Source organism: Planktothrix serta PCC 8927 (assembly GCF_900010725.2).
In the GTDB taxonomy this organism is placed as follows: Bacteria; Cyanobacteriota; Cyanobacteriia; order Cyanobacteriales; family Microcoleaceae; genus Planktothrix; species Planktothrix serta.
This window is the reverse complement of the sequence record NZ_LR734880.1, coordinates 173998-190428: the sequence shown is the minus strand read 5'-3', so window position 1 is coordinate 190428 and position 16431 is coordinate 173998. Positions and strand designations below refer to the sequence as shown.

The following is a 16431-nucleotide window of genomic DNA, read 5'->3' as shown; positions in this document are numbered from 1 at the left end:
CTGTTCCCTGTTCCCTGTTCCCTCTTATAAAAAATAGGGCTATTTCAAAACATAGAAATAGCCCTATTTTTTATAGAAATTAGCAGTGGGATTTGATCAGAATTTAACCTCGTTTGAATTAACGTAGAAAGCAACTCACGATCCACAAAACAGTAAAAGTGATTAAAGAAATAAACCGTTCAACAGCAAAAGCTGTTCCAGCAATTGGACTTAGTAAACTCCCTAACAATAATCCCGTAATTAAACCCACCACCGTGAGTAAAACGGCTCGACCAAATTTATTTTCTTTCCGGTTTAGAAAATACAAGCAAGAGCCAACTCCCAAGGCGAGAGTCAGGGTTAAAATGGATTCCGGTGAACCCGGATATAGACTTAAACCCCCTAACGTCGCATAGATTCCCGATGGCCACAAAAGATCAGCACGGCTGGGAGTATCCAGCAGTTGTTGTAACCAATTGGGCTTTTGGTTGACTGGAGGTTGAACACCAGGCGGGGGGGTTGGGGTCGCTCGTTCAGGAAAACGAATCCTTTCCGGGACTTTAATTTTGCCCTCTTGCCGCAGTTTTAGCCGATCCATCAAAATGGCATCATAAGCTGCTTCAATCGATTCCAGCAGCTTACGCTCACCACTATATTGTTGTTTTAGGCGATCCCGGGCTTCCTGAATTTCATCAAAGGAAGCATCAACGGTAACCCCAAGCTGTTCATAGGGACTTTGCTCGCTCATCGGACTTTATATTTACACCGTTTTATTAACTGTAAGCTTAACTCAATCTCTATCCAAAGCGTTGCTCTGTTCAGAGACTTCCCCTCATATCTCTAATATTAACCACTGATTTGCTAGTGGACAAGGGGAGTAGGAGAGCGGGGGAGACAGGGGAAGTAGGGGCTTGTGTCCCTCCTCCAAGGAGTGTCAACTTAAGGCTAAAAGTAGGCGCTCAAACCCGAATTCACGCGCTATCTGATTCCCAGTCAATGATCCCCCCTAACCCCCCTTAACAAGCGGGGGAACAGGAGATCAAAGTCCCCCTTTTTAAGGGGGATTTAGGGGGATCTAATCTCGGCTGTAATCACGGGTTTTCGGCTTAAGTTGACACGCTTTGGGTCTCCTCGCCCGTCAACAGTCAACAGTCAACAGTTAACACCCTAATTACTAACAATTCCTGACCATTGAACTTTTTTCAAGTTGTCTCGACGGTAGGAGAAAAAGGCGTTGGGGTCTTGATAGGTACAATAGGGTGCGATCGCTACTTGGTCGGGTATAATGCCTAATTGTTCGAGTTGTAAACTATTGAAGCGACGCACATCTAAACGGACTTTGTTAGGTTCAGAATCAGGAAATAACGGGGAATTTGGCAGTTGATAAATTTGTTCTAATATCTCTGTTGATGTTTCGGTTTCAGTGTTAGAAATCAAGCTTTGGGCTAACTGTGTGGCGACATCTAAGGACACTTGATAAACTTGTCCTGAAATAGCTGGGCCTAATGCTACTCGCAGATCTTCGAGTTGACTACCGACCGCTTGGAAATGTGCGATCGCTTCAGGAACAATTTTAGCAGCCGTTCCTCGCCATCCCGCATGAACCGCCGCTACTTTCCCCGTTTGAGCATCCGCAATTAATACCGGAACACAATCAGCCGTAGCGACCCAAACCGCTTCTGAAGAATTTTCTGCAAATAAACCATCCGCTTCTATTAAAGGTATTTCTTCAGATGTTAAATGATCTATAGGATTTACAGTTCCCGTTTTTAACACTACATTTCCATGCACTTGTTTAACTCGATATACGGGAATTGCAGGTTGTAAAACATTGACTAAATCTGTTGGAGTTCGAGGACTAAAGGAACGAGTAAAAAAGCCATGTTGCCAATCTTTAAGCAAACTACAGGTTAAATACGGTAATCCATCCCAACTTTGCCAGTACCAAGTGTGCATAAAATTATAATTAGGAACTGTTGCAACTAAAAACTTTCTTGATTTTAACTGATTTCTTAGTGTCTTGATGACGAGTGTGTTTCCTGCAAAAATTCCCCCTAGCTGACAAAACCAAAAACTGCTATAGCAGTCCTAAATAGGTTGTAATATTTTATCGTAGGGGTTGGGAGACCCAACCCCTACGAATTACGAATTACGAATTACGAATTACGAATTACGAATTACGAATTACGAATTACGAATATAGCAATCCTAAATAGGTTGTAACATTTTATCGTAGGGGTTGGGAGACCCAACCCAGGCGCAAAGAGGGTTGGGAGGGACGCCACCCCTACAGAATTTTTTCATAAATCATATAGGATTGCTATAGCAATCCCAAATAGGTTGTAATAATTCACAACTGATATGAAACAGCCAGAAGTATTATCCCTGTTCCCTGTTCCCTGTTCCCTGTTCCCTGTTCCCTGTTCCCTTTTAATCAAGAATTTTCAACACAACTCAAATAGGATTGCTATATAGATTAAACAATTTGTTGTGACCCTAAATTTATCCCGTTTACAATCATCCTTACAAACCCTCATGGAGACGCGCCAGGAAACGTCTCTACTCCCAACTATTCATTATTTTGATACTTTAATTTCTACGAATCAAACTGCTTGGGAATTGTTAGAACAAGGTGAACCTTCAGGAACCGTTGTGATTGCTGGACAACAAACAGCCGGACGGGGACAATGGGGGCGACAATGGCAGTCGAATCAGGGGGGGTTATTTTTATCAAAAATTGTCGATCTCAATCTTTGCGTGAGTCAACAAGCCCAATTAAGCTTATGTTCTGCCTGGGGTATAGCGACAATATTAAGCGATCGCGGTTGTCCAGTTCAACTCAAATGGCCGAATGATTTAATCTTAAATCAGCGCAAACTGGGGGGAATTCTCACCGAAACCAAAATTTCTCAACATCATATTACTCAAGCCGTGATCGGTGTTGGTTTAAATTGGAGTAATCCCGTTCCTGAAATCGGGATTAATTTACAAACCTTTTTTGCTAATTCTGTGACACCGCCGCCGATTCAATCCCTAGAATTTTTAGCAGCATTAGTCTTGCAGGGATTAGACTTAGGCATTCAACAATTATCTAGTGCTAATATTAACAAAGTTTTAACGGACTATACCCAACTATTAACTTGTATGGGGAAACCGATCTCCATAGCCGAGCAAAAAGGTGTAATTATAGGAATTTCGGAACAGGGAAACCTGCGAGTCGGTCTGTACCCTAAGACTGAAATCGGGTTTTCTCAAGAAATTGACCTCAAGCCCGGTACAATAAGTGTCGGCTACAGTTGAACTGTTAGATCATCATTGGTTGTGTGAGGAACATGACGGAACCCAGTTACCCCCCTAAAAAATATTCATCCCCCAAAACCCGACCAGGGCATTTGCACTCCTGGTCAGGACGGTATACTCTCTTGGGTTTAGGTTGTCTGACCGGTTTGGTGCTATTGACTAGCCGTGTAATTGCTACAGACGAATTTTCGATACCTGTCGAGGGTGAACCTGTGGAAGCGGTTGATTCTTCCCTACCCAGTGACCCAGAAGAGGCTTATTCCACTCAAACCCCTACAGAATATAGTGATCCTGTTATTATTCCTGATCCTGAACCCCAGGTTGAACCTGAAACCTACTATAGCGACCCTGCACCTGTTACAGATAACTTTATAGAACCTGAGCCCAGTTATTCTGAACCCGCCTATAATCCTGAAACGGAATATTATCCTGAACCCTCGGAGTCAGAAATTCCGAATATTGTTCCACCACCTGAACAAGAAATCGTTTTACCGGACATCCCCCCCGCAGCAGATTCTCCGGCGAATGCTTATATTGATCCAACGGATTACCAAGTTGGCGCAACAGAAGGGTATGAAGCTCCCTCGACGGTGGTGTTTTCAGAACGTTCAACCGGATGTGAAGCGGCTTTACAGTTAGGACAAGCAGCCGGAGATTTATGCTCCCCTGTCTATCCTTCTGAAATCTATCAAGCCGAAGGTAATCAAGTTCCCTATATTGGCAATACTCCCTATATTGGTAATACTCCCTATATTGGTAATAGTAATAACTCGATTCCTAACCCCTTAATCAATCCAGGAACGATCGCCTCTGACTCTAATGGGTTTGTTGCCAATTCTGAACCAGCCTTTGGGGGGAGTTCAGAAGAAAGTTATACCTCTTCTTGGCAACCTGAACCCGTTGATTATGGTTATGGCGGGTCATACGCTGGAGAAGTGGCCGTTAGCGGGTTTAGTCCGATTCAAGTTGGCCCGATTGCGGTCAGCAGTATGAGCAATTCCGGTCTAGCCTATTATAATCGCACCCAACGCCCAGCATCTGTGCGCGGAAATGGCGATACTAGCGTTCTGTTCCCCTTGAGTATTCCCGCGCCGATAACTTCGTTGTTTGGTTGGCGACAGCATCCCGTTCTCGGTTATGGCCGTTTTCACACGGGGATTGATTTAGGTGCGGATGAAGGGACTCCTGTTGTGGCGTCCTATTCGGGTCAAGTGTCCATTGCGGATTGGTTAGGGGGTTATGGGATGGCCGTTGTGCTCAATCACTCGGAAAAATCCCAAGAAACTCTCTATGGTCACTTATCCGAACTGTTTGTGAAACCGGGAGAAACCGTTAAACAGGGCGATGTGATTGGACGGGTCGGGAGTACGGGGGTGTCAACGGGGCCCCATTTACACTTTGAACTACGGAAGTTAACCAGTCAAGGTTGGGTGGCGATTGACCCCGGAAATGATATTCAAGTGGGGCTGGCTCAATTATTAAATACGATGAAGGTGGCAGAAGTTCCCTCATCGGAGTTTATTGCTAAATTAGCAGAAAAAACCACAGATGCAGAAACGGGAATTCCCAAATTACCGCCTCTACCCCCTGGGATTGATGTGATGATTCCTAATTTAGAACCGCCGACTCTTAACTTTGGATTTGCAGAAAATATTAAAACTCCAGGGTAGAGAAATCATAAACCGGGTTTTTGAGTCAAATTTTGTTTTGATATTCAATCTTTATTCTGCTTAAATTTATGTTGACACTCCCACGGGTGAACCGCGTGGGATTCTCCTGTCTAGCCCCGATTGCTCGGTAATCAGGTCGTTACCCCCTACTGTTTCCAGAATCATCTCACGATGATATATGTTAAGAAGTGGTCAAATGATTGGGAATTGGGAGTTGAAAATACATCTCAAGACCCAATTGATTGTAAACGGTATCATCCATTTAGGTTAGACTATGGATTTTTCGACTCTTGTAGCTCAGTTGAATGCTGGGATAATTTGGCCAGAGGGGATCGTAATTATCACCCTCCTGGTGGTGTTAGTGGGTGATTTGATTGTCGGGAGGAGTCAATCTTCCCAATGGACGCCTTATGCTGCGATCGCAGGTTTACTCATCTCGATCGGGGTGTTGTACACTCAATGGGATACGACCAATACCATCGCCTTTTTAGGCAGTTTCAATGGCGATGATCTCAGTATCGTGTTTCGGGGAATTATTGCCCTGTCTTCGGCCGTGACAATTTTAATGTCTATTCGCTACGTTGAACAGACAGGAACGGCCTTAGCAGAATTTATCGCCATTTTATTAACCGCAACATTAGGGGCAATGTTCCTATCTGGGGCGAATGAATTAGTCACAATTTTTGTTGCTTTGGAAACCCTAAGTATCTCCTCTTATCTATTAACAGGATATACCAAACGTGACCCCCGTTCTAATGAAGCCGCGTTGAAATATCTATTAATTGGAGCCGCCAGTTCTGCCGTATTTCTCTATGGTTTATCCTTATTATATGGACTGTCGGGTGGCAAAACCAATTTAACAGAAATTGCCAACGTTTTAGCCACATCCAATGGTGAATCATTAGGCGTTATCATTGCCTTAGTTTTCGTAATTGCTGGAATTTCTTTTAAAATTTCTGCTGTTCCTTTTCACCAATGGACACCGGACGTTTACGAAGGTTCACCGACTCCCGTTGTAGCATTTTTGTCCGTTGGTTCCAAAACCGCCGGATTTGCCCTAGCCATTCGTTTACTGATTAACGCTTTTCCCTCCGTTGCTGATGAATGGCGGTTTGTGTTCATGGCTTTAGCGCTCCTAAGTATGATTTTAGGGAACGTGGTAGCTCTAGCTCAAACCAGCATGAAACGGATGTTAGCCTATTCATCCATTGCCCAAGCCGGGTTTGTGATGATTGGGTTAATTGCCGGAACAGAAGCGGGATATTCCAGCATGGTTTTTTACCTGTTGATTTATCTATTTATGAACTTGGGCGGGTTCATTTGTGTGATTCTATTCTCCCTCAGAACGGGAACGGATCAAATTAGTGAATATAGCGGATTGTATCAAAAAGATCCCCTATTAACCCTGTGTTTAAGTATTTGTCTATTATCCTTGGGCGGTATTCCTCCGTTAGCCGGATTTTTTGGCAAAATTTACCTATTTTGGGCAGGTTGGCAAGCGGGTTTATACGCCTTAGTTTTATTGGGTTTAGTCACCAGTGTGATCTCGATTTATTACTACATTCGGGTCGTGAAAATGATGGTGGTAAAAGAACCTCAAGAAATGTCTGATGTGGTAAAAAATTATCCGGCAATTCAATGGAATTTACCCGGAATGCGCCCTCTACAAGTCGGGTTAGTCTTAACATTGGTGGCGACTTCGTTATCGGGTATTTTATCGAATCCGTTATTTACCTTATCAAGTGATGCAATTACCCATACTGCGATGTTTAAAAACGTATTGGTGAAAACCAAAACCGTTGCTCATCTGACAACCTCTCCTTTAATTGCCAAACGGGATTAGTCCTCCTAAATCCCCATCCCTCCTGCCCCCCGCGCGCGGGCAGGGCTGTTTCATTTGACAAAATTGAGGTAAAAAAACCGAGTAATATCAAGTAGGAAACCGGGANGTCGATTCGGATTTGAAATATTCGAGTTTATGGCAGAACAAAACGGTGGAAGCATCGTGGTTCTCGAAAATTCTGTACACTGTCGAGAAGCCGAACTCACAGCCGTTAGTATTGCCAGAAATTAGAGACTAGACTTAATCTCTAATTTTATCCTGTTGTATTGATTAGTCTTAACTTGACTTTAAATAGAAGGAGTATAACCAATGCTAGAAAATCGTGAAGGTCAACGGGTTCCTCAAGTAACATTTAGAACTCGGAAAAATAATGAATGGGTTGATGTCACAACTAATGATTTATTTTCAGGAAAAACAGTAATTGTCTTTGAGTTACCAGGTGCATTTACCCCCACCTGTTCTAGTAGTCATGTTCCGGGTTATAACGATTTAGCGAAAGTATTTAAAGAAAATGGAGTCGATGAGATTATTTGTATTTCTGTGAATGATGCTTTTGTGATGAATGAATGGGCAAAAGATCAAGAAGCTGAAAATATCACTCTGATTCCTGATGGAAATGGAGAATTTACTGAACAGATGGGAATGTTAGTAGATAAAGCCGATTTAGGATTTGGCAAACGGTCATGGCGTTATTCGATGTTAGTCAAAGATGGCGTGATTGAAAAAATGTTTATTGAACCGGATGTTCCGGGTGATCCTTTTGAAGTTTCTGATGCAGAAACGATGCTCAAATATATTAATCCTAGTGCGGTTAAATCCTCTTTTGTCTCCCTATTTACCAAAGTAGGTTGTCCCTATTGTGCCCGTGCCAAAGCTTTATTAAAAGAGCGAGAAATTGATTTTGAGGAGATTGTTTTAGGAAAAGGAATTACAACTAAAACGTTACAAGCGGTGGCGGGAGCCACAACCGTTCCTCAAGTTTTTATTGATGGGAAATTAATCGGAGGTTCTGAAGATTTAGAGCAATATTTGGGAGCCTAATTATTCTTTTTGATCTCAAGTTCAGGCTCAAACTTCTATTTTGATCTCTCTAAATCCCCTTAAAAAAGGAGGGTTAGGGGAGATCAAACCGGATTTTTCGGTTGTTTTCGGTAAACTTTAATTAATTCTGCACCAATACTAATGGCAATTTCTTCGGGAGTTAATGCCCCAATTTCTAATCCGATGGGAGCTTGAATTTGTTCGAGTTGATACAGAGAAACACCAGATTCTTGTAAGTGTTGGTAAACCAATTTTATCCGCTTTTTACTACCAATCATCCCAATGTATTGATAAGCTAAATTCCAATTTAAAATACATTTTAACGCTTCAATATCATAAATATGTCCCCGTGTTACTAAGGCAATATATAAGTTATTATGACAGGTTAATTGTTCTAAAACAGTTGTAATACTTTGATTGAAAATGATAGAATTGGGGGGAAATCGTTCGGGCTGAGTGAGTTCAGGACGAGAATCTTGAATCACAATTTTAAAACCCATAAAATCAGCAATTTTAGCTAATTTTTCTCCGATATGACCCGCCCCAATAATTAATAGAGTGGGTGGGGGTTGTAAGGTTTCGATAAACGTTTGATCAGAGGTGGAAATGGGATGCTCATAAGCCAGTAAATAAGGAGAAGTTGTATCAAAAGAAGTCACTAAGATCATCGATTTTCCAGCTTGCAAATAATTTAAAATTTGGTCAGTAAGGGCGATCGCTTTTTCCCCAGACCATCGTTCTAATAAAACCTGCATTAAACCCCCACAAACTCCCTGAGTTTCGCGTTCAGGTGTACCCGATAAATCAATTTCAACACATTGTTTTTGTCCAGTTTCTAAAACTTCTATTGCTTGCTGAATAACTTGCGCTTCTCCTAACCCTCCTCCAATGGTATCAAAAGTTCGACCCTCGGCACAAATAATCATTTTTGCACCGATTTCTCTCGGAACTGAACCTCTAACACGGGTGACGGTTGCAACTACCGCATCCCCTTCCTTTAAAACTTGAAGAAGTTGTTGATAAAATTGAATAATCATGGAGTTAGAAAGGCGAGTGATGAACAGGATATCTGATCGAAAACCGAGAGGGATAACCTGCTAAACAGGTAAATGTTCCCAGGGGTTAACAGACTTTAATTGTACCTGTTCAATGGCGTTTAAAATTGCTTCTGGTGTGGCTGGAGAGGCTAAGAAAATAGAATCCGTTTTACCAAAGGCTGCGATCGCTTCTTTAATCGCTTCTCGCACTGATATTGCTAACATAAAAGGAGGTTCTCCTACGGCTTTACTCCCATAAATCACCCCATCCTGTGCCGCTTTTTGTAATAAATGAACATTAAAATTTTTAGGGATTTCTTTAATCGTTGGAATTTTATAGGTACTAGGTGCAAAAGTTTTCAATCTTCCTTGTTCATCCCAGACTAATTCTTCCATTGTTAACCATCCCATTCCCTGTACAAAACCTCCTTGTATTTGTCCGATATCAATTAACGGATTTAAGGATTCTCCTACATCATGAACAATATCCACTTGACGCAGTTTAAATGTTCCTGTAAATCCATCTATTTCGACTTCACTCACAGCCGCCCCGTAAGCATAATAATAAAAAGGTCTACCCTTACCTATTTTCGGATCATAATAAATATTAGGAGTCCGATAATAGCCCGTTGTGGATAAACTTACTCGTTGATTATAAGCTTGTTTAACCACTTCATTAAAAGCTATTTTATGACTTGGGTAATTTTTACAATAAATCCAATCTTCCTCAAAGACTAACTCTTCCGGTTCATACAAATTTAACAATTTTGCAGCGACTTCTGCTAATCGTTTTTTCAAGATTTCACAGGCATTTTTAACCGCTTGACCATTCAAATCTGAACCACTAGAAGCCGCCGTGGCTGAAGTATTAGGAACTTTATCGGTACTGGTAGGCATGATTCTAAATCGTTCAATATTAACTCCTAATGCTTGTGAAGCAACTTGTAATATTTTGGTTTGTAAACCTTGACCCATTTCTGTCCCGCCATGATTGAGTTGAATACTGCCATCGAGGTAGATTAAAATTAAAGCACCCGCTTGATTATATTCAGTTTTAGTAAAGGAAATGCCAAACTTAACGGGAGTGATTGCTAACCCTCGTTTTTGATAATTATGATTTTGATTAAATTGTTCAATTTCTAGTTTTCGCTGTTCAAAATTAGATTTTATTTTAACTTCTTCCCAAACTTGAAATATGCGATGATCAAAAATTTCTTGACCATAATGGGTGGTATTAGTTTCTCCTTCTCCGTGATAAAAATTCCGTTCTCGAACAACTTCAGCAGGTAAACCTAATTTTCGGGCAATTCTATCTATAATTTCTTCTATTATTACCATTCCTTGTGGCCCCCCAAACCCCCGAAAAGCCGTATTAGAAACTTTATTCGTTTTGACGACTTGACCCCGAACTTCTAAATTAGGAATATAATAACAATTATCAATATGAAACATGGCTCGTTGTAGAATGGGGAAGGATAAATCCGCACTCCAACCCCCATCGGAATATAAATCAATATCTAAGGCTAAAAGTTGACCATTTTGGTTAAATCCGACTTGATATTGACCTAAAAAAGGATGTCGTTTTCCCGTTATAATCATATCTTGATCTCGTTTGAGTCGAATTCTAGTCGGATATCCGGTTTTTTGAGCGGCTAAAGCGGCAATAGCTGCGGTGGGGTTAGCTTGGGTTTCTTTCCCTCCAAACCCGCCTCCCATTCTTAAACAAGTGACAACAATTTGATTTCTGGGAATTGCTAAAACTTCGGAAATAATTGCTTGAGTTTCGCTCGGATGTTGAGTAGAAGAATAGACTTGATAATTGCCTTCAACATTAGGAATAACCCAAGTAACTTGAGTTTCTAAATAAAAATGATCTTGACCTTGAATTTTAATATTTCCTGTTAAAATAAAGTCAGATTTTTGTAAAGCAGTTGTGGGGTTTCCCCGACGCATAATATTTTTATCGCCGTGAACACTATTATTTTTAATCGCATCTTGAATGGTTAAAATAGGCGTTAAGGGTTCGTAGTCAATTTTGATCATTTTTGCCCCATTTTCGGCAGCTATTTCTGTTTCTGCAACGACCCAAACCACAGGTTGACCCCAATAGTTAATTTCATCAATGGGTAATAAAACCTCATCATGTTTAATTGTTCCCGTGTTATTAATTCCAGGGATATCATCAGCCGTTAATAGAGTAACAACCCCTGGAATATTATTTAGATTTGAATAATCAATTTTTAATATTCTTGCCTTCCCATAGGGAGATAAAACGGGCCATAAATATAATATTCCACTTGGGAGTCTTTGGTCATCGGTATAAATCGCTTTTCCAGTGACATGACCAACGGCACTTTCATGAGGTTTAGATTTAGAATTATTGTTCATATATTTATCCTTAATTTTAACTCTTGTTCCCAGGCTCCCGCCTGGGAATACTTGATTAGAGGCTCCGCCTCTACAGGTGGCAGAGCCACCTTTTAGTATTTCTAGGTAAAACCTAGAAACGAGGGGAGACGAGGGGAAAGAGAAAATTCAATGAAGAATTTCTCAAATAAATTAGCAACTAATCGTTTGCGATAATCTGCACTTCCTCTTAAATCACTTAAGGGGTTAAAGGTTTCTTTTAATATCAATTTTGCCTGTTGAATTGTCTCTATATTCCAAGGTTTTCCGATTAACATTGTTTCAATATTAATCGCTCGAATTGGAATTGCTGCTACTCCACCATAGGCGAGTCTAGCATGAATAATGGTATTATTTGTATCTAAATCAAGGGTAAAAGCTGCGGACACAATACTAATATCATCAGTTCCCCGTTTTCCGACTTTATAAGATTGGCTAAAACGACGGATAGCATTAACAGTAATAGTTTTAGGAATAATAATAGAAACAATCAATTCCTGGGGTTGCAATTCCGTTTGACGATAGCCTTTAAAAAAATCAGCAATAGAAATAATGCGTTCTCCGGCTAAACTTACTAACCGTAGTTGAGCATCTAAAGCTAATAAAACAGGTGCTAAATCTCCAATGGGAGACGCTGTGGCAATATTACCTCCAATGGTAGCCCGGTTGCGAATTTGTCGCGCCGCAAACAGAGATAACATTTCATCTAAACTGGGGAATATTCCCTTTAATTGTTCTTCAATATAACTCAAGGAAATTGCCGCCCCAATTTCTACATCATTTGAAGTTTGTTTAAGTTCTTGAAGTTCGGTAACAGATTCTAAAGAAATTAAAATCGGAAATTCTTGACGATGATGACTCATTTCTAAGCCTAAATCCGTAGCACCTGCTACTAATTTAGCTTGAGGATACTGTTGTAAAAGTTCTAAAACCTCAGAAAGTTGAAGCGGACGATAAAACTGTTGACAAGGGGTAATATAATGAATAGAATTAAGTTGTAGATTAATTTGTTGTAAACGCTGACTAAATTGATCAGAAGCATGAGCATGATTAACAGTTTCTGCAACACGACAAAGCGGTAAATAACCCGTACATCGACATAAATTCCCTTCTATTGATTCATCATCAACTTGATTGTTGTAGTACGCAGTAAATAAACTCATAATAAAGCCGGGAGTGCAATAGCCACATTGAGAACCGCCCAAACTCACCATCGCCGCCTGTACTGGGTGCAGAGTCTCTTTCCCAACCCCTTCAACGGTGAGCATCTCCCGTCCCGCCATCGTCGCTAAGGGAATTAAACAACTGTTCATCGCCAGATATTGGGGTTTTCCGTCCGCCCCCTGACCCACAACCGCCACTGTACAAGCTCCACAGTCCCCATCCCCACAACCCTCCTTCGTCCCGACCCGTCCACTCCGTCGCAAATATTCCAATAACGTCAGGGTAGGGGAAAGGTCTTGAATCACAACCGTTTCACCATTAATTGTTAGGCTGAAAGTGTTATATTGCATAGGCTTTAAAGGTTGGGATTTGCTATTAATCCCATCTCTGCACAATTATAGAGATTTGTCAAGCTATTCTCAGAAATGACTGGAGCAAAAATTTTTTCCATCCCCCTTGACAACTATGTATTATTTATGTAGTATATTAATCAGAAATAAAAAATATTAAATTGCAGGCGGGATGGAGGTGATGTTGTTTGAAATTAGCTGAAGCCTTAATTTTACGAGCGGATTGTCAGAAAAAAATAGCCCAATTAAGACAACGTTTGTCGAGAGTTGTTAAAGTGCAGGAAGGGGAAGAACCTGCGGAAAATCCGGCAGACTTATTAGCTGAATTAGAATCAGTTACGGCTGAATTGGTAATCTTGATTAAACGAATTAATCGCACTAACTCAACAACTCCCTTTCAAGGAGAAACTTTAGCAGATGCCTTAGCAGAACGAGATGTATTAATATTGAAGCGGAACACCACTGCAAATTTAGTGGAAGAAGCAGCCATTCGACAAGATCGATATAGTCGTTCTGAGGTGCGATTTGTCAGTACCATTGATATTGCAGCAATTCAGCGACAAGTTGATAATTTATCGAGAAATTATCGAGAACTGGATGCTCAAATTCAAGCCTTGAATTGGCAAACTGATTTAATAGAAAACTGAACACTAGCAGGTAGCTAAAACAACAGAAGCGAGTATAACCCGTCCACTGGGTTAAGTTGGAAACACTTCGCCTGAACGCGAATTATGGTGACAAGGGGCAATGTCAATGGGTTCGACGCCCTAACAAGTTACGCCCAGTATTGTTACAAGAGTAACGGGTAATGTTAATGCTTATTACCATGTACTGATCTGTTGTTGAAGTGAGGGTGGGTTTGGGGTTTTTAGTGTTAAGATTTTCGATAATTGTAGGGTGGACTATGCCCACCTTATTGATTTTTTTTGTAGTTTCTCGGAGGTGCTGGTGGGGGTCAGAAACCGGGTTTCTTATCCCATCTTTCTGTTAATAGCAAAGGTTAAGGCAGAAACCCGGTTTCTCGGAGGTGTGTACAAGCTGAACGATTTACTGCTATGATTCAGTTAACATCTCATAATTCCCAGGCTAAACTATGAGTCAATGTGTTAACCCTGATTGCCTCCATCCTAACCCGAAAACCACAAATTTTTGTCAAAAATGTGGATCTAAGTTATTGTTACGGGAACGATATCGAGGGTTAAAAATATTAGGACAAGGGGGGTTTGGCAGAACGTTTCAAGCAGTTGATGAAGATAAACCCTCTCAACCCTATTGTGTGATTAAACAGTTTTTTCCCCAAGCGCAAGGGACGAATAATCAACAAAAAGCTGAGGAACTATTTAAACGAGAAGCGATACAATTAGAACAGTTAGGCAAACATCAACAAATTCCTGAATTATTCGCCTATTTTAGTCAAGATAACCGTCAATATCTCGTTCAAGAATATATTGAAGGACAAAACTTAAACCAAGAATTGTCTCAAACGGGGGCATTTTCAGAAGATAAAATTATTAAATTATTAGATAATTTATTACCTGTTTTAACGTTTATCCATCAACAACAGGTTGGGGGGTTTTGAACCCCCATTTGGCGTTTCGTGTTGGTGGTGGTGGTCATTTATCGTTACCTGTTAGGGGGGATACACTCTGGGGGGTCAGAAACCGGGTTTCTTAAGTTATTTTTCTGTTAGTAGCAAAGGTTAACGCAGAAACCCGGTTTCTCGCAGGGCTGTTTCATTTTCAAAAATTGGGGAGTCAAATTGACTCCCCAATTTTTAGGAATGAGGCGAAAAAACTGAGCAATTCTAACTGAATTGTCTGGAGTTTTGCTCAGGGGATAATTTTTCTGATTTGTGAATAACAAAAACTTCTCTAAAGCTTTCGTATAGAGAACTTACATCTATTTATTTAGGGCTTGCTGAAAAAAGTTGCTATCCACTTGATAAATTGAAACTTTTCGAGTCACTTTTCTGCCATGGCTGTGTTCATGAGTCACATCTACACTCAAAGGATTTTCACATTTTATTACCGCTTCAACTTGCTCATATAACTTTTTTTGATTTTTCTTTAAAGCCATTATATAATCATTCCCGCTCTCAATGACTAGGGCAGCAGTTTTTTGATTACAGTGCAACGCATCAAAGGTTATTACCTTTCCTTTTAACTGGCAATCCCTTACTATCTTTTGGGCTTGGCTGATTTCTGATTCTTTTTTGTTCTCCAACTTTTTCAGGTTTAATACACATCCTGTTCTTTGACTAATATGATGGTAGTTTTTCTAGCTTGATTTTTAAAACTTGACTCAGTTCTTGTTGATTGATTTTCGCAAAATTTTCCAGTTCTCTGTACCCTAATTTTTTCGACATTAGCCCCAAAATGACTATTAATAATACTAGCCATATCGGATGCCTTGTTCCCTGGGCTTTCCGGTAATCCTTGACTTTTTTCAGTTTTTCTATTAAAGTTTTTAGCATCTTTATTTTTTACAAAAATAAGCGACCGCTCTTGATTTTATCAGGTAGCGATCGCTCTTTCTTTACTCTTTTCCCCCCGACTTTGAAACAGCCCTGCTTGTTAAGGGGGGTTAGGGGGGATCATTGACTGGGAATCAGATAGCGCCTGAATTCGGGTTTGAGCGCCTACTTCTAGCGTTAAGTTGACACTAATTGGGGTTACCCCGCCCCTACCATTTGTTGTTGAGTTCAGTAGAATTGAGCCGTGAAATCAATTTGCGGCTCAAAGCATAAATCTGTTAAAACAGGTTAAATTAATAGCTAAATCCTGAGTGGAGACGCTAAATTTTCCGTCTCAGCCAGAAATTGATTTCAACACGGTTTATCAATATCTAACTTCACCCTAAACTAAAACTATGCCTGAATATCCTGAAGCCTTTAAAACTGCGTTAAAATTTACCTTAAAATGGGAAGCTGGCGTTGGCGACCCCAGAGATTTAGCGGGGACAGTGAATTATGGTATTTCTCAACCCACCTATGATACCTATTTGCTGCGGAAAAAATTAGCTTCTAAGTCGGTCTTACAAATTACCCAACCGGAAGTAGAAGAGGTTTATTATGAACAATTTTGGAAACCTTGTTTAGCAGATTCGATGGTGTTACCCTTAGCAGTAGCGCATTTTGATACGGCTGTTAATTTTAGTGTTAAAGGTAGTTTGGAATTTTTACAAGAAGCCATTGGCGGGTTAACCGTTGATGGAAATTTCGGCCCGAAATCAAAAATCGCTTTAGAAAAAGCTAATAATTTACAAACCGCCCAACGCTATTGTCAAGGTCGAATTGACTATCGTTATCAACGGGTAAAATCTAACCCCAGTCAAGATATTTTCTTAGATGGATGGTTACGACGAGATCAAGATTTATTGCGGTATGTCAATGAATTAGGAGGTGTAACTACACCCAAACCAACACCAACACCAACACCCAAACCTGTTAGCCAAGCAGAAATATTGACTAAAATAGAACAGGCTATCCGGTTATTACAAGAAGCGGTTGATTTGCTCAAAAAACAATAATTTGAGAGTTAATAGACAAAAGGTTTGTTATTTTAAACAAAAAAATGTGATCGCTTTACAGTTGTAGAGACGCGCCATGGCTCGTCTCTACAAAATTCTGAAACTCATTCCCT

General features: G+C 40.5%; 13 protein-coding genes and 1 pseudogene. 7 read left to right on the top strand and 7 right to left on the bottom strand.

The annotated features are described in order from the left end of the window. Nucleotides 1-118: 118 nt before the first annotated feature. Nucleotides 119-727 carry a CPP1-like family protein gene (locus PL8927_RS23150; protein ID WP_083625817.1) on the bottom strand — a complete coding sequence of 203 codons (609 nt, stop codon included), beginning with the start codon at nucleotides 725-727 and terminating at the stop codon, nucleotides 119-121. Nucleotides 728-1146: 419 nt separating this feature from the next. After that, the gene (gene pgeF, locus PL8927_RS23145; RefSeq protein ID WP_083625816.1) at nucleotides 1147-1935 is read right to left on the bottom strand and encodes a peptidoglycan editing factor PgeF; all 789 of its coding nucleotides are present in this window, start codon (nucleotides 1933-1935) and stop codon (nucleotides 1147-1149) included. Nucleotides 1936-2514: 579 nt separating this feature from the next. Here pgeF and PL8927_RS23140 point away from each other — a divergent pair. The 4 genes from PL8927_RS23140 to PL8927_RS23120 all read left to right on the top strand — a co-directional run bounded on the left by PL8927_RS23140 (nucleotide 2515) and on the right by PL8927_RS23120 (nucleotide 7833). Continuing rightward, nucleotides 2515-3279 carry a biotin--[acetyl-CoA-carboxylase] ligase gene (locus PL8927_RS23140; protein ID WP_083625865.1) on the top strand — a complete coding sequence of 255 codons (765 nt, stop codon included), beginning with the start codon at nucleotides 2515-2517 and terminating at the stop codon, nucleotides 3277-3279. Nucleotides 3280-3311: 32 nt separating this feature from the next. After that, nucleotides 3312-4949 carry a peptidoglycan DD-metalloendopeptidase family protein gene (locus PL8927_RS28655; protein WP_083625815.1) on the top strand — a complete coding sequence of 546 codons (1638 nt, stop codon included), beginning with the start codon at nucleotides 3312-3314 and terminating at the stop codon, nucleotides 4947-4949. Between the two features lie 274 nt (nucleotides 4950-5223). After that, nucleotides 5224-6792 (top strand): NAD(P)H-quinone oxidoreductase subunit N, encoded by a 1569-nt coding sequence (locus PL8927_RS23130; RefSeq protein ID WP_083625814.1) that lies wholly within the window; start codon nucleotides 5224-5226, stop codon nucleotides 6790-6792. Nucleotides 6793-7101: 309 nt separating this feature from the next. Continuing rightward, a complete protein-coding gene (locus tag PL8927_RS23120) occupies nucleotides 7102-7833 on the top strand; it encodes a glutathione peroxidase (protein WP_083625813.1) in 732 nt (243 codons plus the stop codon). An 83-nt stretch (nucleotides 7834-7916) separates the two neighbouring features. Here the strand turns inward: PL8927_RS23120 and PL8927_RS23115 are convergent, their stop codons facing one another. The 3 genes from PL8927_RS23115 to xdhA all read right to left on the bottom strand — a co-directional run bounded on the left by PL8927_RS23115 (nucleotide 7917) and on the right by xdhA (nucleotide 12790). Next, entirely contained in the window at nucleotides 7917-8870 is a 954-nt protein-coding gene (locus PL8927_RS23115; protein ID WP_083625812.1) for an XdhC family protein, read from the bottom strand. Between the two features lie 60 nt (nucleotides 8871-8930). Then, nucleotides 8931-11258: a xanthine dehydrogenase molybdopterin binding subunit gene (gene xdhB / locus PL8927_RS23110; RefSeq protein WP_083625811.1), complete on the bottom strand. Its 2328-nt coding sequence runs from the start codon at nucleotides 11256-11258 to the stop codon at nucleotides 8931-8933. Nucleotides 11259-11359: 101 nt separating this feature from the next. After that, nucleotides 11360-12790, bottom strand: coding sequence for a xanthine dehydrogenase small subunit (xdhA, locus tag PL8927_RS23105; protein WP_083625810.1), 1431 nt, complete (start codon nucleotides 12788-12790; stop codon nucleotides 11360-11362). A 188-nt stretch (nucleotides 12791-12978) separates the two neighbouring features. Between xdhA and PL8927_RS23100 the strand changes: the two genes are divergently transcribed. Beyond that, nucleotides 12979-13437, top strand: a complete 459-nt coding sequence (locus PL8927_RS23100) for a DIP1984 family protein (RefSeq protein ID WP_083625809.1) — start codon at nucleotides 12979-12981, stop codon at nucleotides 13435-13437. Between the two features lie 446 nt (nucleotides 13438-13883). Next, nucleotides 13884-14357: pseudogene (locus PL8927_RS23095) on the top strand (protein kinase domain-containing protein); the annotation flags it as partial. Nucleotides 14358-14689: 332 nt separating this feature from the next. Here the strand turns inward: PL8927_RS23095 and PL8927_RS23090 are convergent. Together PL8927_RS23090 and PL8927_RS23085 are read right to left on the bottom strand one after the other, a co-directional pair. After that, nucleotides 14690-15052: an ISAs1 family transposase gene (locus tag PL8927_RS23090; protein WP_156093298.1), complete on the bottom strand. Its 363-nt coding sequence runs from the start codon at nucleotides 15050-15052 to the stop codon at nucleotides 14690-14692. Next, entirely contained in the window at nucleotides 15048-15263 is a 216-nt protein-coding gene (locus PL8927_RS23085; RefSeq protein ID WP_083625806.1) for a transposase family protein, read from the bottom strand. Before PL8927_RS23085 ends, PL8927_RS23090 begins: the two co-directional genes overlap by 5 nt. A gap of 395 nt (nucleotides 15264-15658) precedes the next feature. On the opposite strand from PL8927_RS23085, the gene PL8927_RS23080 reads away from it, so the two are divergent. Next, a complete protein-coding gene (locus PL8927_RS23080; RefSeq protein WP_083625805.1) occupies nucleotides 15659-16318 on the top strand; it encodes a glycoside hydrolase family 108 protein in 660 nt (219 codons plus the stop codon). The last annotated feature ends 113 nt before the right edge of the window (nucleotides 16319-16431 follow it).